Raw genomic sequence first — 18,010 nt, 5'->3', positions numbered from 1 at the left:
TAACATGATCCATATCCATTAAACCACAAAGTAGGAGGAACACATCATGACTAAGTCTATAGTATGTCTACAACCACTTACATCTCAGCAGCAGGAAAGGATCAAAGCGGCTGCCCCAGGCTATACATTTACACAAGGAGACGCAAAAAATCCGGATTTGCAGCTGCTTGCAGAAGCAGAAATTGTAATTGGCTGGGCAAAAGGTATTTCGGATACACTCCTTCGCCCCGAGTCCTCCCTTCGCTGGGTTCAGTCCTGGTCTGCTGGTATTGAGAAGCTTCCACTCGATCGTCTTAAGCAACAAGGAATCCTGCTCACCAGTGGGAGCGGGGTTCATGCCGAACCTATTTCTGCGGTAATCTTCGGGTTCATACTTCTCTTCACCCGTAATTTGCATACAGCTGTACGCAATCAGCAGAACCGGATTTGGAAATCTGATGGCAGTGAAAGCGAGCTGTTCGGTAAAACAGCCGTAATAGCTGGAACTGGAGCGATCGGCAGTGAAACCGCCAGAATTGCTAAAGCCTTCCGGATGAAGACTATCGGTGTCAGCCGTTCCGGTAAGCCAGTCGCAGACTTTGATCAAATCTATACAACAGATCGTTTATCCGAAGCTGTAAGTCAAGGCGATTTCATCATCAATACCCTTCCTATTACCGATGAGACCAAGCATTTATTTAATGCCACCAGCTTCTCCGCGTTTAAAGAAGGCTCCTATTACATTAACATTGGCCGGGGCGCAACTACCGATACAGAGGCGCTGATCGACGCATTGAATCGCGGACAACTCCGTGGCGCTGGGTTGGATGTTTTTGAGACCGAACCCCTTCCGCAGGATCATCCGCTTTGGTCTATGGAGCAGGTTATCATCACTCCACACTCCGCTGGAATTACAGATCAATATGCTGACCGGATCGTTAATATTTTTACCGAAAATGTGAAGTCTTACTTATCATCAGGCACGCCTTCTCTAAACCTTGTTGATTATGACCGGCAATATTAATAATAAGCTTTACAAAACAGGAACATCTGTTCTATAATAAGAAAATCCAAAGTTATCCATAAAGAGAGGGTTAGTGCAATGAAGGTCACGGTCACAGAATTTAACGAACAATGGAGTCTAATGTTCAACGAAGAAGCTCAGAAGATTAAAGATATCTTTGCTGATGCCCTCGTTGATATTCACCATATCGGCAGCACTTCTGTTCCCGGACTCAAAGCGAAACCAATCATAGATATAATGCCAGTAGTACGAAATATCGAAGCTGTAGATGAGTTCAACCAGCAAATGACAGCACTTGGTTATGAATGTATGGGTGAGTTCGGTATCAGTGGCAGAAGATATTTCAGAAAAGGCGGAAATAGCAGAACCCATCATGTTCATGTCTTCCAAATGGATAATAAGATAGATATCGGTCGTCATCTGGCTGTAAGAGACTACCTTCGATCACATCCGGAGGCGGTTAAACAGTACGGAGATTTAAAAGATACTCTTGCCAAACAATTCCCAGAGGATATTGGAGCTTATATAGACGGGAAAGAAGAATTTGTGGTTAATCTTGAAAAAACTGCATATGAGTGGTATTTAAATCAATAATCCTTATAAAAATAGCCCCTGCTGTTCATTTAGATGATCTAAATGAACAGCAGGGGCTACTTGTCTAAGAGCCTCTAATCCAAATCATAAATCGAGCCGACTTTCAGTCCGTACAGCTCATTATATATTTTCTCTGCAAAAGCATCAGTCATCCCTGCGATATAATCAATCACCATATGCTCCCAAGTCCAAATCGGCTTTGCCTTCTTCTGATCTTTCTCAAAGCGCTGCAGCCAATCCGATGGAATAATGGCTTTAGAGGTCTGTGGATCCAGAAATGCTCCCCATAGTCGGCGCAAAATCCACTCACTACGTTTCTGCAGCCGCTGCACACGCAAATCACGGATCATAGTGACCCATGCGAAGCTTTTCAACACACTGACGGTCCGCAGCATATCTTCATCTTCTTTTCCTTCCTTTATAAAGGTGACCTTCTTCCAGTCTCCATCTTGGATCACTCCCAAGCTTGCGACAAAGGTACTTACCCAATAAGCCTTAACTTCACGTCGAGTGCGGGAATAGTCGTTTTCACAGGTTGGCATTTTTTCCTTCCAAACCCGAAGAAATGAACTGAGCACTTCCTCGACCTTCGCGCGAATGCCTTCCTCTTCCCAGCCCTTCCAGAAGAAATCCTCGAGCGTGGTGATTTTCTCCACGATTAACCGTTGGATATAAGAATCATGCATAAAGTGTTCATGCACTTCAATCTTTCCGGCTTTAATCCCATCCTCCAGATCATGTGCAGAATAAGCGATATCGTCACAAAGGTCCATAAGCTGAGCCTCCAACGTTTTCTTACCTGCTGGTATTCCCCACTCTTTGCGGATCTCCGAAATATATCCCCATTCGTGCAGGTACATCCCCTTCTTCAGCGAGGTGCCGGGAAAAGGATACTTATTTATGCCTAGCAGCACAGCATCCGACAGATTTAGGCCATCAATATTTTCACGCTTCTCCAGAAACATAATCAGCCGATAATTGTGGGCATTGCCTTCGAAATGCTCATAACGTTGCTTCATCTGCTCATGGATCAGCAGCCGATCCACACCCGTTGCGCCTGATTGCAGCGCAGCTTCGTTAGTTTTCTTTTCAATAAGCTGTTCCAAAATATTATCCAGCACTTCTTCCCCTTTATGTCCAAAGGGAGGATGGCCAAAATCATGAGCGATAGCTGCGCATTCCACTACCTCTGGATCGATAACAAGACCCGGATTCTCCGCCTTAGTGGTTTCCACTTCTGGATACGATCGCAGCAGACTTTTCGCCGCCTCACGGGCAATCTGCGCAACTTCAAGTGAGTGAGTCAGACGCGTACGGTAATAATCACCCGTCCCTGCTCCGAATACTTGTGATTTACCTTGTAGCCTACGGAAAGTAGGCGAATGAATCAGGCGTGAATAATCACGCTCATAAGCAGCTCTCGACGTTTCAAGGCGGGTAATCTCCGGATATTGCCGGTGTTCTCTTTTTTCAATAAGTGTCATATTCCCACCCCTAACCAAATGTCTGTATATAGTACTTCATTATAAGGCATTTTCATAACTATTTTCACATCAAAATACAAAAGCTAATTTAATTATAAACGGGCATGTCGATAACTATGTAATCATCAGAAGCCAAAAGGAATCTCATAACCTGTACATGAAGGATAGTAGAAAGAAGAAAGAGCACAAAAAAAGACTGGTTGTCTATACAAAACTTAAACTATGAATATACCGACCCCCAAAAGGAGCACTCTAAAATAAAAAAAACAGGTGAAATGATGAAAACTCGCAGCAAAATTATGATGATCACCCTTACACTCTTTTTATGCTTCACGAACTCTGCTCTAGGCAGTCCAAGCAAAAACCGCGACTACTACGAAAAAAGAGGAGACATGATTTGGGAAGTACATACTAACCAAAAAGTGATTGCATTGACGTTCGATGACGGTCCTGACCCTACTGAAACCGATCAAATCTTAAAGGTATTGAATCAATACCATGCGAAATGCACCTTTTTTGCGATAGGAAAAAGAATTGCAGCCTATCCAGAGGTAGCGAAACGAGTGATTGCTGAGGGGCATGAATTAGCTAACCATACCTACAATCACGTTTATTTTAAAAGACCTATTAATGAAGCCCAATTTGAGCAGGAGCTAAAATTGACCGAAGAAGAGATTATAAAAGTCTCCGGTAAACATAGTTCACTGTTCAGACCACCAGGCGGCATGTATGACGAGACCTTAGTAGATCTGTCTAACAATATGGGCTTGAAGCCAATATTATGGTCCTGGCATCAAGATACACGTGACTGGAATCGCCCAGGGGTATACAGTATTTCGAACAAGGTCATTCGAAATGCACGTAATGGAGACATCGTTCTGTTTCATGATCATGTGCACGGGCAGTCACAAACTAGAGAAGCGCTTAAAATTATTTTGCCCGAATTAGAAAAAAAAGGCTTTCGATTTGTCACTGTCTCTGAGTTGATCAAATTATCCAGTACACAGCAGGCTGGGAAACAACAATAGCCTAATTGCACAGGACTTCAAAATAGGGTAGTCTTGTCCTAATATGAAGTTCTGGAGGCTTTTGTGATGTCCGATAATACATCCTATACGACAGAGGAAATTGCCCGCTTATTAAAAATATCAAAATTAAAAGTATATGATCTAATTAAAAAAGGGGAGCTCCCCTCCTACCGTGTAGGAAAACAAATGCGCGTGGATCAATCCGATTTAGAAGCCTACAAACAAAATACACGGAGTGGGGTGTCTACCGCTAACCCTACTACTATAATGGGCCAGACTCCACCAGCAATCCCCTTGGCCTTTTCCGGTACAAATCCAGCTCAAATGCCAGCACAATCTCCTCACCTTAAAGCTGTAGGACACAGCTTGGTGATTACAGGTCAGGATATGTCACTGGATATTCTAGCTACCTATTTAGAACGGGCTCTGCCTACTGAACGTCCTCTTCGTTCTTATGCCGGAAGTCTAGACAGCCTGATTGCCATGTATAAAGGGGAATCGGACATTGTCAGCACACATTTACTCGACGGGGATACTGGAGAATACAACCTACCCTATATCCGTAAAATACTCGTCGGATGTTCTTATGTTGTAGTTCGCCTGCTAACCCGAAGTGCTGGTTTATACGTACAAAAAGGGAATCCCAGAGGTATTCAGGAATGGTCTCACTTAGAGCAGGATGGACTCACGCTGATCAATAGAGAACGAGGCTCAGGTGCACGCGTATTATTGGATGAACAGCTTCGATTGCATGGCATTCCAGCAGCCAGCCTATCAGGCTATATGAACGAGGAGAACAGCCATTTGGCAGTTGCCGGTAAAGTGGCCCGGAGAGAAGCTGATGTAGCCATCGGCACCGAGAAAGCCGCCAAGATTGTCGACGGCGTTGATTTTATTCCTATGATTCAGGAGTGCTACGACCTGGTGATGATAAAAAAACCGGAGCATGAGCAATGGATCGCTGCCGTGATTGATATTTTGCGTTCACCAGCCTTCCAGAGTGAGCTTGGATCCATTCACGGATATGATCTCACGGAAACTGGGACGATTATTTATGAGACTTAATGGTCGCAGACAGAAGAAGGAAGCAATCTGCAGAAGCGTTTAACTGTATTTCGTACAACTATATTACTTCGAACAACTAGCAAATTAGATATAACTGTATTTGGTACACCTATTTCTTTTGATTTACTACCTCATAGGTGATTTTTCGCGTTTTAGTTGTATAGAATACAATTAAAGTTAGAACGTTCCCTTATGCAGACCGAATAACTGTATAGAATGCAGTTAACTCACAGACTCCATCAAAATTTGGCGGCGCTAAAAGCTGCATCAAAGTCGCCGGGTTTCCACTTGCTCAGCATCTGCTCAACCGCCCGCTTCAAACCCAAAACACCAGACAGCAACTCTCCCATAACCGGAGAATCGCTGTCTGGTGTTTTTTAAGAACGCCGATTCACAAACATCAGCATAGCGGCTGAAATAACAATAATTGAGCATACCCACATCCACGCGAGCGTCATATTGCCTCCATCTACCGCAACATAGATCGCTGTGGGTAAGGTTTGCGTACGGCCCGGAATATTGCCAGCTACCATGATGGTAGCGCCAAACTCCCCAAGACCGCGGGCAAAGCCAAGAACATAACCGGCTGCCAGCGACCGGCCCGCAAGCGGCAGCGTGACATAGCGCAGTACCTGCAGTTCACTTGCCCCTTGTGCCCGCGCTGCATCTTCAAGATCTGCTTCTATCCCTTCGAAACCCGCCTTCACTGTGCGATATACGAGTGGAAAAGCTACAACTACAGCAGCGATAACAGCTGCCCCCCATGTGAACAGGATCGTCTGCTCCGTCATCTGTTCATACCATCTGCCGATCCAGCTTCGTCGGCCTAAAATAACTAAAAGCACAAATCCTACGACCGTCGGCGGCAAAACGAGCGGAAGCAGCATTATAGTCTCTACCAAGCTGTGGCCGGGAAACTTCCGGCCTGCCATGGCCTTCGCAGCAGCTGTGGCCAAAATGAATACAATAATGCTGGTAATCACAGATATTTTTACGGAAAGCCATACCGGGGCGAAGAAATCAGTCCAGTTTATTTCCAACCTTATTCCACCCGCTTCTACTCGTAATTTCTATTTAAGGAAGCAGGAAGCCATAACTTACAAAGATATCATTAGCTTCCTTGCTCTGAAGGTAACTATACAACTCCTTAGCTGCCTTTTGATTCTTCGAGCTCTTCACGATGCCTGCCGGATAATTAATGGCTTTGTGTACATGTGGACCGACCGTCAAAGCGATTTTAGTTTTCTTTGAAGTAAGCGCATCTGTCTTATAGACAAAACCGGCATCGGCATTTCCTGTTTCTACATAAGAGAGAACCTGACGTACATCCTTGGCGAATACGAGTTTACTTTGCAGCGGATCCCATACCTTTTTCGCTGCCAGCGATTGCTGAGCATATTGACCCGCCGGCACAGATTCAGGCTGTCCCACTGCCACCTTCTTAAAAGCTTTATCCGTAAGCTGAGTAATCGTAGTTAATTTGACCTTTGAATCTGAGGGTACAACTACAACCAATTGATTCTTAAGCAGAACCTTATGATCGGAGATAAGTCCACCTTCCACCAGTGCATTCATCTGTTTATCACCTGCAGAGAAGAACAGGTCCGCCGGGGCCCCTTGCTCAATCTGCTTTTGCAGAGTGCCGGATGCTGCATAATTAAAAACCAAATCAATATCGGGATGTTTCTTTTCATAAAGGAGAGCAATCTTATCCAGGCTGTCTTGCAAACTAGCCGCTGCGGAAACAATAATTTCGGTCTTCTTGGTGGCTGCTTGCACCTCTACACCTGAACCTGCAGATAAATTCACAACCAGAAGGATTGCCAATATCCCCATCACGGAGAGTGTCCATTTCTTAAACATTTCCATTCCTCCCAATTTCGTATGTATATATTTAGATGCTATTCTAGCATACAGTTTTTCGTTTTTCTACAACTACAGTTGTGTTTGGATATGTTTAGTTATATATTGTTATAATTAGACAATATACAACGATGATTTTGGCTTTTTGCACACAAAAAAGATGCCTCTGACACCCCTAAATAGGGCTGCAAAGACACCTAACACGAATGATATTAATTCTTCACGTTAAAGCCCAGTACATTCAACATAATGGATAATCCACTCCCCCAGAAACCTCACCCGGATTAATATATTCATTTTTAAGAATCAAATGAATCTTAAGAATACTTTTCTTCTATATAAAATTGAACAAAGGTCAAATTCGAGGATAAAAATAACCCTATAAATTATAATTATGTTATTTAATGTATGATGATATTATAAAAAGACTCACCAAACAAGAGAAATATTCTATAATTTTTGATTTGTAACAATATATGTAAACGAATATTTCATTTGAAGGTGAGAATCCATCTTATTTATATTGTGATATCCATTTCTCCAACTGCTGCCTGAGCACTTCACGATAATATAACGGCTCTATGATTTCAGCATCCTCTTCGAATCTCTTAATCCAGCGGACAAACGCAATATCTTGTTCCAACGCGACTTTAAAATAACAACACCGAGCTTGACGGTCTACTTTATTCGGCTTATAGGGCAGATCCTCTCTCTTAAGCCCTTCCATGATTCGCTCCGAAAATTTCACTTTAAACTCTACCTGCAAACTGTCGCGGTCAAGTGACCATTTTTGCTTCATAAAAGCTTGCAAATCAAATGATTCCTTTGAGAAGCAGCGGTTTAGTGGCTTCACGTTTGAAAAATCGTTGATATGATATGTACGAATAACACCCTGATGATGGCAAAATCCAATGAGATGATAACGATTTTCCAGTGGGACTAAACAATAAGGATCGATGGTTATTTCTTTCTCCTCCACTGCATTCTCACAATAATTCGCTTGAATACTCCTCTGCTTTAATAAAGCCTCCAATATAGGTGTTAAAAAAGATTGATGCTCCATCTGTGCACCGCTTCTTTCCAACCAGCTTGTACCTGCTTCTCTTCTTGCACGTTCTATCGTTTCTTCCCGCTCCGCCTTTCGCTTGTATTCAGCTGCAACTACTTTTTCATAAGCGCCTTCAAAATCGATAGGCAGAACGGGTTTAATATCTTCCATAATATAGCGTAGTTGCGAAAACGCAGACGCCTCTTCTTCCGACCAATCCAAAGGATAAAGTGCAAAATTGCCAATAAAAGCATAGCCTTTTCCATGTCCAAGGTGGGTTATAGGAATATGCATGGCGCTAAGCGCGTCCATATCCCGGTATATCGTTCTCTCGCTGTTGCCGCAGCGTTCCGCCAATTCACGGGCTAATATCCCTGGCTTGGCTTGAACAAGTGTAATAATGCGCATCAGTCGGATTAATCGGTCTGTCATATTCAGTTCCCCTTGATTTATGGTTAAATAGACCCATTATTTTATGAAAAAAAGTAATAGTGTGATAGAACTTTTTTACTATGTTACCACATTTTATATTACAATTCTTCTGATTATTTTCCGCCGAACCCGCTGACAAAACAAATTTATGTATAGGTCTTTTTTCGTCAATATGCATCTTCTAGTTGTATGTCCTATATCAATTTCCAGTAGCAGTTTTCCCCCGCTTCTGATACTCGAATCCAATCTGTTTATACAACATTTCGGCCTCTTTAAGTAGTAAAGGATCTCCAGAACGCACGGCTAGTAATAGTAATTTATCTGCGTGACGGCAAAGCTTTTCATGAGCTTGACTATGTTGTCCTTCATTTTGCAACGTGGTTGCCTCCTCAATCGTTTCAGCTGTTTTTAACAATTCCAGATGTTTCTCTACGTGAAAGCAGCAGGTTTCACTCAGAACCTGAGTATGATGCGTGTATTCTAGCTCAAGAACCTTTACTGGAAGCTCTTGAACACGCTCTACGGTTGGCTTTTTATATTTCCACTGTAAGGAAAGAGCTTCATATCTACCTGCAATAGTAGTAGAGATATTGAATTCCAAAGCAATAAACTTTCGTTGCCCCGTTTTTATTTTGCCAAGCTTAAGAAGTAGCGATCTGCCTTCACCGACTTCAAACTCACACCCATACGAACGCTTAAAAGTTACATGGGGTTCAAGCCAAACCCGCAGCTCAATTTCACGCGCAACCACTTTATAACTGCTGGGTCGGCTGTGCTCTGCAGGTATACTCCCTTTCCATTCGACAAGCAAAATAACATTACGATTGCCGCCTGCAAAAATACGATTTTGACTCCATGTGAATACGGGATGAATACTTTCTATCATTATTTCCACCTCTTTCTTTTTTTGGGTCTTCTATTAATGTACCAATAATGGCGGACAACTCCATGTCATGGAATGTATGTTCGGTTCTATATTATCGACAAAAAAAGAGTCATTCTACATGCTTAGTAGACTGACTCTTGTAAAAACAACTCCTTTTGTCTATTTATGACGAAAATTTTATGTTTTTTTCTCATCGACTCCCTAATTTAGTCTGCATTCGCTCTCGCTTGAAAAATAGTCCCAGTGCCCATTTGGCACACAACAGAGAAAATATAAAAAACAGTGTAGCCCAAAATATAGCGGGTATGGGAGTCATTCTTGCCAGATTGCTGGCATCTCCTGCACGGGACGGTGATACAGCAGCCGCGTATACCAGAAATAAACTTCCCATTACAGACTCCTCCAAGGTTAAAAAGGCCAATAACAAATAATAATATTTGCTGGCCTTCTTCCAAACCACCAGCATTAGAATATTTAGCGCAATAAATCCGCCCAACCACATCATGCCAAAGCTTCCTCGCACGTATAGCAGGAGCATAATCAACGCCACACCCGTAGCTAAGATAAGGCCCCAATCATGGCGTCCCTTACTGTATAAATAGAAGAGCAGAAGTGCAAATAAGGAGGCTAGCAAATAACCCGAGAGGGAAACTAATATTGCCTTGCCCCCTTCTTGAATAGCTGAATAGGTTACACCGCTATGATCTGCGTATAATTCAATCCTCAGCACACTACCCGACAGTAGTAAGGTCATCAGAGCATGACCAAATTCATGAATCATCGTGTCTAAATTCCGAAACAAAGATGAAAATGGGATCAATCTAGTCAAAAAAGCAGATCCGATCAGAAGCAATATTGTTTTAATCCATTTGTTCAATCGACAGCAGCCCCTTTCGTCCAAAGTATACGATAAATAGTACCTCTTCTCAATCGAGATAATCACGGACTGATCGTGTTTAATAAAGAGTAAACGAAAACCTTAAGGAGGTAAAAATTACTTTCATTATAAGCATTACCAGTCCCATGGCGTACGCTGTCAGAAGCTGTCAAGCTGTGTTAAAATAAAAGAACTACAAGCCTAATTTGGGTGGTGATTATATAGATGAAGCAACATAAATCCCGAGCATATCTACAGCTGTTATATTCGCTCCTGTTCTTGCTGACGCTTACTGTATGCCTGCCAGCTCCTGTAGCAAAAGCTAATATATTCAGTGATATCTATAATGGAGTTAAAAATTTCTCCGAGCTGCCAAACGAAGTGAATGAATTAAAGGAAGGTTTTCAGCAAACCGCTGAAGAGCTTCAGCAGGCAAAGGATAAGCTCGCAAATACCACGCAGGAGATAGAAGCTTACCGGATACAGAACGAAAGCCTACAAGAGCAGAATCGCCAACTAACGCAGATGGTTGATGAATTAAAAAATGACCGGACGGCACGCGAAGAATATTATCATAAAATCAAAGTGACTATTTTTACAGGGATTGGACTAATCCTAGGTTATTTTATACTGATCCGTTTTATTCGTTTCAGCATGCTTTACCGTTCGCGAAAAGGCGACCGTCTGCGTTAGTCTTATGTATTCATTGAAGATCACAGTCACAGCATGAGGGAGATGAACTATGAACATCGATATCCAAGATGAAAGCGACAGTGGAAGCGGACAAGCCGTAGCCTTCTCCCTTGAGGAGAAGGAAGAGGTTCATGTACTCCATCCACAACAAATTATCGCTTATCAAGGTCCTTCCTCAGGACGAGCGGACAGATTTATGGATGTGAAGGGCATATACCGCAAGCGAAAGTTGATTCGTTCCGATATGGCAGGTCCTTGCCATTTCGTCGCCGCCCTTCCACCAGGCTATCGCATAAAAATCCTGCAGCTCGATGGCAAAAGCGATCTGCTGTACGACTTTAAGCATCTCTTCTTCTACAGTATAGGTATTACACTGGAGACCCGAGTGCTAAGCATGAAGAATGTGCTCGTTACACGGGACATTGTAAAAGTGAAATTCTCGGGCAATGGCATGATTGGCATACTGACGGAGGGTACGGTCTGTGAAGCTGTACTGCACCCGACCAACCCCCTTTATGTCGATGCAGGCAGCATTATTGCCTACCCTGAGAATGCCAAGCTGGAGCTCACCGTTTACGGCAACCATTTGGCTAGCCAGCATATGAGCTATCACTGGAAGATGACAGGTCACGGGCCTGTGCTGTTTCAGGCAGGACGTCAGAACCGCCGATTCGAAAGAGATAACAACGATGATGGAATTGTTAAACGATTTCTACGCGAGGTAGTTCCCTTCGGGGGTGTGTTTATTAAATAGTTGTGTTCAGTAGTAAAACAACAAAACAAAGAGCGCCATGCGTATCCTATACGCAGGCGCTCTTTGTGGTTCTATCCTTTATAAGAATGTTGTCTTAGGCGATAAAAGCATTCAACATCCAAGCATGTTTCTCAATGCTGCTTCTAATACCAATCAGCAGATCCGCAGTGGGTTGATCAGCCAGTTCTTCTGCAGTAGCAATCGCAGCCTGCAGTTCTTTAGAAACAGTTGTAAAGTCTCTAACCAGCTCCATTACCATACCCTTGGCATCTTCGCCGCCACGAGCTTCCTGTAAATCGGAAAGCTCCAGATATTGTTTCATAGAGGAGGCAGGTTGTCCACCAATAGCAAGCAGGCGCTCAGCCAAATCATCTGCATAACCAGCAGCTTCATTGTAGAGTTCTTCAAACTTCTCATGCAGCGTGAAGAATTGGGATCCGCTAACATACCAGTGATAATGATGAAGCTTTACCCCAAGCAGGAACCAGTTCGCGGTCTGGCGGTTCAAAGCAGCGTGCAGTTCAGTTTGGCTCTTTAGTTGTGTAGTCATTAATAAAACCTCCTATGGTTAATTTATTATATTGTATTTAGACTCGTTCTAAATCTATATACAATTTAACACATCCTTTTGCTTTTTGCAACCACTCTGAAGATTTGCATGTTGCCGATTCTAGCATAACTTTTGTTATAACGCCTATTATCTCTGTCACACTCTGGATAACGTCCTCTTTCTAGACTTAAATCAAAGATATATTTTCCTCCGCCGTCTTCCCTTTCTGACTCCGGAAAAAAGCCCTCATCTCATCGCGTTTGCTCTTTGGACTTAAGACATATACAGTATCCCCTGGCTCAATGACGGTACTGCCATGGGGGGTGACAATGCTTTTATTCCGGATAATAGCAGTAAATAAGATATCATCTGGCAGTCCGATATCGGAGATTTTCTGCCCGGCAATGGGCATGTAAGGTTCAATTCCTATGTGGTTGAACTCGGAATCCGTCTTGCCAAGGGCGACCAGCTCCATCAGGGATGGCTGTGCTGAATCCTCTTGCCCCACCAGCTTCAACCGGGAAGCCAGCGGTGAAATGCTTGTTCCTTGAATCACTGCTGAGGTCAGCACGACGAAGAATACTACATTAAAGAACAGTCGCCCGTGGGGAAGATTAGCTAGCAGCGGATAGGTTGCCAGCACAATTGGAACGGCTCCGCGCAGGCCGGCCCAAGAAATTAGTGTTTTTTCACGAATAGAGAATCTGGAAAAGAGCAAGCTTATAAACACTCCTATTGGCCTTGCCACAACCATCAGAATGACGGACAGCAATATACCTTGCCAAGCCACCTCTGCCAGCTCCTGTGGAAATACCAGTAGACCCAGCAATATAAACATAAATATTTGCATCATCCAAGCAAAGCCATGACTAAAATTCATAATGGTTCGATGATACATCAGCTCGGAATTGCCAAGGGTAAGACCCATTACATAGACAGCCAGCAAGCCGCTGCTATGAACGAGTGCAGATAAGCCGTAGGTTAGGACAGCAAATCCAATTGCCAATACCGGGTAAAGTCCCGTAGAATCCAGGTTAATTCGATTGATAAGATATACTGCGACTTTACCAAGTACAATCCCTATCACCAAACCAACTGCCATCTCCCATATAAAGGACAGCACAAGTCCCCATATCGCCATATCCGGATGCTGAATCCATTCGATCAGCGATACTGTCAAAAATACCGCCATAGGATCGTTGCTGCCTGATTCCGCCTCGAGTGTCGAGGTCAGTCGTTTGTCAATATTCTTACCGCCTAATACCGAAAAGACCGCAGCTGCATCAGTCGAACCCACGATAGCTCCGAACAGAAAACTTTCTGCCCATGACACCTCAAGAATCAGCTTAGCAAACACCCCAACGATAGCTGTCGTTAACAATACGCCTACCGTGGATAAGGATAATGCCGGCCGAATAATAGGCTTGATATCCTTAATACTGGTCTGCATCCCACCTTCGAACAAGATAACAACCAGCGCAAAAATCCCGGCCATTTGTGTTAAGGAAGCATTGTTAAAAAAGATAAATTGACTCAGTACCATCCCCGCAGCAAGGAAAAGCACTAGAGCTGGCATTCCAAATTTAGTGGAGAATTTGGTGGAAAACACACCTACAAGTAAGAGAGCTGCCAGCAATAATATGATATTATCTGCAAGTTGGGTCACCGTTTATTCACTTCCCTTTCGCTTCTAGCTTAAAATATAAGCTTCCTTATTTATGTACGTTATTACCCTTATCCACCTCCTTTTGAGACATTGAATAATATAAGCAGGATTGAAGATTTCATCCGCTGGGGCTTATACTTAAAATAATTCCTTTCTACCCTACTCGTATTTACATATAAGGAGGCTGACTGTATATGCAATTGAGATTAATTAAACCTGCGGAGCTGGAGCAAGCCGCTCTTCTAGCCCATTCCATCTTTCGTAAAGCTGGCGACACTTCTATGAAAGAGCTGTTTCCGCTGATTTTTAGCCCTGGTTACACTCACTCTTATGCAGCCGTTGCCGAGGACGGTAACATCGCTGCTTTTATGGGATTGGTGCCCTCCACGATCTGCACTGGAGAAGCTCTCCTGAACGTGTTCTCCATCGGCGCGGTTTGCACAGATCCTGCTTATCGCGGCCAGGGACTAGCCGGTCAGCTTCTACAGCTATGCCAGACCCATGCTGCGAATGCCGGCGCATCGCTTATCTTTGTCTCGGGTGACCGCTCGCTGTATACCCGAGCGGGATGCGTACCGTTCGGCGGTACGCAATTGGCCGAGCTGAACGCAAGCTCGGCTCACGCACTTGCTGCCGCAGCAGGGGAAGAATGGACGCTGCGGCCCATGCAGCCGGGCGACTTCTTCGCCGTCAACCGGCTGCTGAATGAACGCGAAGCCGGACAGGTGTACAGTCCGGGTGAGCTGGCGCTGCTGCTGGGTGCCGAGGCTTACGCGGGTGTGCTGGGCTTGTCCCAGCGCACACTCGTAGCCGTGCGGGACGGCAGCATCGAGGGGTTCGCCGCGATGGCTGTGCCTGCGGCGGATGTGCCGGCGCCGAGCCCAGCGACGGCGGTGGAATGGGCCGGCCAGCCGCAAGCGGTAGCGGCGTTGCTGGCCAAGGCGGCTCTGTGCAGCGGCGTTGGCACGCTGCAAGTGCCTGTGCCGTGGCAGGAGCGCAGCCTGCTCGCGCTTCTGCGGGACGCCGGCGCCTCCTTAAGCGCCGGCGCGAACAGCGGGACGGTCTGCATCGCAGACCGGGAAGCGCTTTTGCGGCAGACGGAAGTATGCCGCAAGCGTAGCCTCGACTTGTCGTCTGTGGACGACAAGGAGCTGATCTCGCTGCTGTTTGATCCAGCGAGCCCGCTTCGCACCTCTGATTCCTTGGGGGAATCAGAGGCAATCCCTTTACCTTATATGTCAGGCCTCCATTTTATTTAAAGCACAAAAATAACCTCAGCGGGAGAATGATCCCGCTGAGGTTATTTAGTATGCTCTATTAACAGTTATATAAATTCAAATAATTGCTTATTCTCTGGAGTACACCTGTAGCTCTTGAATAGACCAATAATTCCCGCCGGCTCCGTTCTGTACAATTTTGACATACCTCGTCTTCACTTTAGAAAAGGATATCTTAGTAAGCTCTTTCGTACCTTTTCCAGACGTGAGTTTTTTCCAGTTTTGAGCATCGTCAGAAATATAGACTACATAGTCTCTTGGATAATCAAACGGTGATAACGTGCTATCCAAATCTATTCTTTCAATTTCATGTGCTTCACCCAGATCAATCTGAAAATACTCTCCGGATACCTGATGTTTTCCCGTATCCCAGCGCGTGCGCCGATCCCCATCGATAGCCAGACTAGGAGCTGATGCTGCCGTATTCACATTTGAGGATACCTTCCATTTAGTACGATCCAGAGGAACCAGTCCAGTGGCTGTAATCTGAACTTTATCGGACAGTAAATTAGAGCCGGATACCCTTACCGCGTAGGTATATAACGTCCCTTCACGTAAATTATGATCCGTATATTCTGTAAGCTTCACATCGGTGGCCACCACCTTCATTTCCCCGCCGCTACCTTCAGCGCGAAGCAGCTCATAGCTTGCTCCTGGTGCCTCCAACCAATTTAATTTTACAGCTAAACCTTTTGTTGCTGCGGCTTTGAATCCTTTAGGTGCCGACGGCTTTACTTCAGAGGAAGGCTGCAAAATATACTGCACAGCCTCTCCTGGAGCAAGGGTCTCCGTAAAGGTTAACGTAGGAGTAGCCTTTTTACCTGTTACATAACTTCTTGCTTTTTCATACGTATCCCCGTTTCCAAAACGTTCCCCTTCATACACCCCGTTTTTCGGCATAGTCACATTTACACTCACAGTTTGTGGAGTAGATTCAAAGTTAACGAAATTAACCAGCACCTTATTTGAGGTCGCTCCGCTTCCCGCAAGAGGCTTCAATGTAGAAGTATCCACGGCCCGAACATATACCAGCTTGTCGGCTAACACATCTTTGTTGGCAATTTGATAAGTTAGCGGAGCTCCATGTGTAGCATAGGCAAGACTGAGCCTTCTCATGATGCTGACACGTGAATCCTCATTTTCTTTTGTATAATAAATCTCTGTGGTCGCCGGATCATGCTCTTCTAAATTAAACCCGTATTTGAATAAACTGAAATCCTTAAAAAAAGCAGCATGCTGCACAAACATATCCGCATAACCAATATGTGCACGCATGATCCGGTCGAATACAGCCGCTGTCCGCTCCGTTGCCCCGTATTGATAGGCATCCACATGACTGTCCGAGGTACCAAATTCAGTGGTCAGCATTTTTTTGCCGAGTCCATTGTCTGCGCCAGTGAAGGTCTTCAAATTCTCAGTAAAGCTTCCTCCATTACTAAAAATATAAGAGTCGCCGTAGGAATGTCCATTGGTCAAATCCGTAACCTTCTCCAGCTCCATACGTTGCTCTGGATCACGTTCCCAGCCATCCGGATCTCCACATTCCTTCCCAGTTCCCTTCTGATTACCGCAAGAATCCTCACTGTAGCTCGGCCAATATGCCCAGCCCGGAGCAACAGTTTGTAAATGGGGCGCGATTTGCTTGCCCTTTTTATTTAGCCAGTCCGCAATCGCCAGGTTCACTGCCTTAGAACGATTGAATAATCCCGGCTCATTATCTACCTCATAATATTGAAAATAGGGGCTATATTGCTCAAAATAATCTGTCAGCTTTTTCTCCGCGTCAGCAGGCAACGATCCATCTGCCTTAAGCTTAATATCACCAGTATGCAAATACAAAGCAACCGCCTGCATGTTGTAATCCTGCAATACCTTGTAATATTCCATCATATCCGAGCAGGATCTCCCGACATCACTGGCACAGCTAGTACGCATCACATTCCCGCTATAAGCCATCCCTAGCCATTTGATAACATAAGGCAAGTGCGTAACTGCACCTTCATCGAAATAAAATTGTTTATTATTCACTACTGTTCCCGTCAGTGTATAGCTGCCATGGATAGGCTCAGAAATTGGAGCGTTAAGAGATTCTAAACGGAGATTATCCCAAGTCCACCAGGAATATTCGTCTTCTTTGTCACTGCAATATAAACAGCGAACCGTTTGCAGCTTCAATTCATTCGTTCCTATCTTCAATTGCTCCTTGGGAATATATAATTCATAGGTCTTTTGAAAGTTATATTCGCTTTCTGTGCCAGCAACGCCCGCAATTTGAATGATCCCCGACAATTGATGATTGGAGAACACACTCATTTGCGGCACGGATTTATAAGCATCCAGAATACCTACGCTAAATAAGACCCCATTCTCCGGGATCTTATTTAGCTGATAGGTGATCGTTAATTCCGGCTGGGTCTTTCCATTCAAGCCTGCAGGCAAGCTCTGAAGAGCCGATGATTTGAGCACCGAAGAAGTAACATTAAATTCCTTCTTGCTGCCAGAAGTGCCACTCGCAGCGAATTCAGCTGCTGAGCCATCATGTTGTCCCAGATTCCAGATCACAGTACCATCCGGTATTTCTGCTGCAGCATCAGTTCCTGCAGATAGTCTCGGTATATTGGCACCTACCTTATAATCGTTTGTCCTATTCGTTCCGAAGACAGAGACAGACAACAGAAACAAGACGGTTAATGCGGCGAATTTTAGTAATAACAGTAATGGTTTGTTTGCAGATATCTTATTTTTTCTATTAGATATTCTCCTCGTTATTCCCATCCATAGGTCCTCTCT

At 44.4% G+C, this 18,010-nt stretch carries 16 protein-coding genes; 7 read left to right on the top strand and 9 right to left on the bottom strand.

The genetic code is table 11. The features are described from left to right. Nucleotides 1–46: 46 nt before the first annotated feature. Entirely contained in the window at nt 47–1,003 is a 957-nt protein-coding gene (locus MHH89_RS26995) for a D-2-hydroxyacid dehydrogenase (RefSeq protein WP_076129248.1), read from the top strand. A 78-nt stretch (nt 1,004–1,081) separates the two neighbouring features. Next, complete coding sequence (locus tag MHH89_RS26990; RefSeq protein ID WP_340393411.1) at nt 1,082–1,597, top strand: GrpB family protein; 516 nt, start codon at nt 1,082–1,084, stop codon at nt 1,595–1,597. Nucleotides 1,598–1,671: 74 nt separating this feature from the next. Here the strand turns inward: MHH89_RS26990 and MHH89_RS26985 are convergent, their stop codons facing one another. Beyond that, nucleotides 1,672–3,081, bottom strand: a complete 1,410-nt coding sequence (locus tag MHH89_RS26985; RefSeq protein WP_341088576.1) for a deoxyguanosinetriphosphate triphosphohydrolase family protein — start codon at nt 3,079–3,081, stop codon at nt 1,672–1,674. 392 nt (nt 3,082–3,473) lie between these two features. Here MHH89_RS26985 and MHH89_RS26980 point away from each other — a divergent pair, with 392 nt between their 5' ends. Next, nucleotides 3,474–4,109: a polysaccharide deacetylase family protein gene (locus MHH89_RS26980; RefSeq protein WP_341088575.1), complete on the top strand. Its 636-nt coding sequence runs from the start codon at nt 3,474–3,476 to the stop codon at nt 4,107–4,109. Between the two features lie 66 nt (nt 4,110–4,175). After that, nucleotides 4,176–5,174 carry a substrate-binding domain-containing protein gene (locus tag MHH89_RS26975; protein ID WP_076279905.1) on the top strand — a complete coding sequence of 333 codons (999 nt, stop codon included), beginning with the start codon at nt 4,176–4,178 and terminating at the stop codon, nt 5,172–5,174. Nucleotides 5,175–5,551: 377 nt separating this feature from the next. On the opposite strand, the gene modB is transcribed toward MHH89_RS26975, so the two are convergent. The 5 genes from modB to MHH89_RS26950 form a co-directional block, all read right to left on the bottom strand. Beyond that, a complete protein-coding gene (gene modB, locus MHH89_RS26970) occupies nt 5,552–6,208 on the bottom strand; it encodes a molybdate ABC transporter permease subunit (RefSeq protein ID WP_172628881.1) in 657 nt (218 codons plus the stop codon). 40 nt (nt 6,209–6,248) lie between these two features. Beyond that, on the bottom strand, nt 6,249–7,043 hold the full coding sequence (gene modA / locus MHH89_RS26965; protein WP_445739133.1) for a molybdate ABC transporter substrate-binding protein: 795 nt from the start codon (nt 7,041–7,043) through the stop codon (nt 6,249–6,251). 508 nt (nt 7,044–7,551) lie between these two features. Continuing rightward, nucleotides 7,552–8,517, bottom strand: coding sequence for a helix-turn-helix transcriptional regulator (locus tag MHH89_RS26960; protein ID WP_076129254.1), 966 nt, complete (start codon nt 8,515–8,517; stop codon nt 7,552–7,554). Between the two features lie 199 nt (nt 8,518–8,716). Next, complete coding sequence (locus MHH89_RS26955; RefSeq protein ID WP_341088573.1) at nt 8,717–9,403, bottom strand: hypothetical protein; 687 nt, start codon at nt 9,401–9,403, stop codon at nt 8,717–8,719. A gap of 190 nt (nt 9,404–9,593) precedes the next feature. Then, the gene (locus MHH89_RS26950; RefSeq protein WP_341088572.1) at nt 9,594–10,280 is read right to left on the bottom strand and encodes a M50 family metallopeptidase; all 687 of its coding nucleotides are present in this window, start codon (nt 10,278–10,280) and stop codon (nt 9,594–9,596) included. A 225-nt stretch (nt 10,281–10,505) separates the two neighbouring features. Between MHH89_RS26950 and MHH89_RS26945 the strand changes: the two genes are divergently transcribed. Continuing rightward, the gene (locus MHH89_RS26945; RefSeq protein WP_076129257.1) at nt 10,506–10,973 is read left to right on the top strand and encodes a hypothetical protein; all 468 of its coding nucleotides are present in this window, start codon (nt 10,506–10,508) and stop codon (nt 10,971–10,973) included. A 49-nt stretch (nt 10,974–11,022) separates the two neighbouring features. Beyond that, nucleotides 11,023–11,727: an AIM24 family protein gene (locus MHH89_RS26940; RefSeq protein ID WP_339171692.1), complete on the top strand. Its 705-nt coding sequence runs from the start codon at nt 11,023–11,025 to the stop codon at nt 11,725–11,727. Nucleotides 11,728–11,821: 94 nt separating this feature from the next. Here the strand turns inward: MHH89_RS26940 and MHH89_RS26935 are convergent, their stop codons facing one another. After that, entirely contained in the window at nt 11,822–12,277 is a 456-nt protein-coding gene (locus MHH89_RS26935) for a Dps family protein (protein ID WP_076129259.1), read from the bottom strand. A gap of 187 nt (nt 12,278–12,464) precedes the next feature. Next, nucleotides 12,465–13,943: a potassium/proton antiporter gene (locus tag MHH89_RS26930; protein ID WP_076137164.1), complete on the bottom strand. Its 1,479-nt coding sequence runs from the start codon at nt 13,941–13,943 to the stop codon at nt 12,465–12,467. Between the two features lie 194 nt (nt 13,944–14,137). On the opposite strand from MHH89_RS26930, the gene MHH89_RS26925 reads away from it, so the two are divergent. Then, entirely contained in the window at nt 14,138–15,202 is a 1,065-nt protein-coding gene (locus tag MHH89_RS26925; protein ID WP_341088571.1) for a GNAT family N-acetyltransferase, read from the top strand. A gap of 87 nt (nt 15,203–15,289) precedes the next feature. Here the strand turns inward: MHH89_RS26925 and MHH89_RS26920 are convergent, their stop codons facing one another. Then, nucleotides 15,290–17,995: a discoidin domain-containing protein gene (locus MHH89_RS26920; RefSeq protein ID WP_081383792.1), complete on the bottom strand. Its 2,706-nt coding sequence runs from the start codon at nt 17,993–17,995 to the stop codon at nt 15,290–15,292. Nucleotides 17,996–18,010 lie beyond the last annotated feature (15 nt).

The organism is Paenibacillus sp. FSL H7-0323, assembly GCF_038002725.1.
Taxonomy (GTDB): Bacteria; Bacillota; Bacilli; order Paenibacillales; family Paenibacillaceae; genus Paenibacillus_AQ; species Paenibacillus_AQ odorifer.
The sequence above is the reverse complement of the archived record's forward strand: the minus strand, read 5'-3'. Positions and strand labels throughout refer to the sequence as shown.

Excerpts from the sequence above, each read along its gene's own strand:
- MHH89_RS26990 (WP_340393411.1), top strand. The coding sequence starts at position 1,082 with ATGAAGGTCACGGTCACAGAATTTAACGAACAATGGAGTCTAATGTTC.
- MHH89_RS26980 (WP_341088575.1), top strand. The coding sequence starts at position 3,474 with ATGATTTGGGAAGTACATACTAACCAAAAAGTGATTGCATTGACGTTC.
- MHH89_RS26985 (WP_341088576.1), bottom strand. The coding sequence starts at position 3,081 with ATGACACTTATTGAAAAAAGAGAACACCGGCAATATCCGGAGATTACC.
- MHH89_RS26960 (WP_076129254.1), bottom strand. The coding sequence starts at position 8,517 with ATGACAGACCGATTAATCCGACTGATGCGCATTATTACACTTGTTCAA.
- MHH89_RS26925 (WP_341088571.1), top strand. The coding sequence starts at position 14,138 with ATGCAATTGAGATTAATTAAACCTGCGGAGCTGGAGCAAGCCGCTCTT.
- modA (WP_445739133.1), bottom strand. The coding sequence starts at position 7,043 with ATGGAAATGTTTAAGAAATGGACACTCTCCGTGATGGGGATATTGGCA.
- MHH89_RS26955 (WP_341088573.1), bottom strand. The coding sequence starts at position 9,403 with ATGATAGAAAGTATTCATCCCGTATTCACATGGAGTCAAAATCGTATT.
- MHH89_RS26945 (WP_076129257.1), top strand. The coding sequence starts at position 10,506 with ATGAAGCAACATAAATCCCGAGCATATCTACAGCTGTTATATTCGCTC.
- MHH89_RS26940 (WP_339171692.1), top strand. The coding sequence starts at position 11,023 with ATGAACATCGATATCCAAGATGAAAGCGACAGTGGAAGCGGACAAGCC.
- MHH89_RS26920 (WP_081383792.1), bottom strand. The coding sequence starts at position 17,995 with ATGGGAATAACGAGGAGAATATCTAATAGAAAAAATAAGATATCTGCA.
- MHH89_RS26975 (WP_076279905.1), top strand. The coding sequence starts at position 4,176 with ATGTCCGATAATACATCCTATACGACAGAGGAAATTGCCCGCTTATTA.
- MHH89_RS26935 (WP_076129259.1), bottom strand. The coding sequence starts at position 12,277 with ATGACTACACAACTAAAGAGCCAAACTGAACTGCACGCTGCTTTGAAC.
- MHH89_RS26995 (WP_076129248.1), top strand. The coding sequence starts at position 47 with ATGACTAAGTCTATAGTATGTCTACAACCACTTACATCTCAGCAGCAG.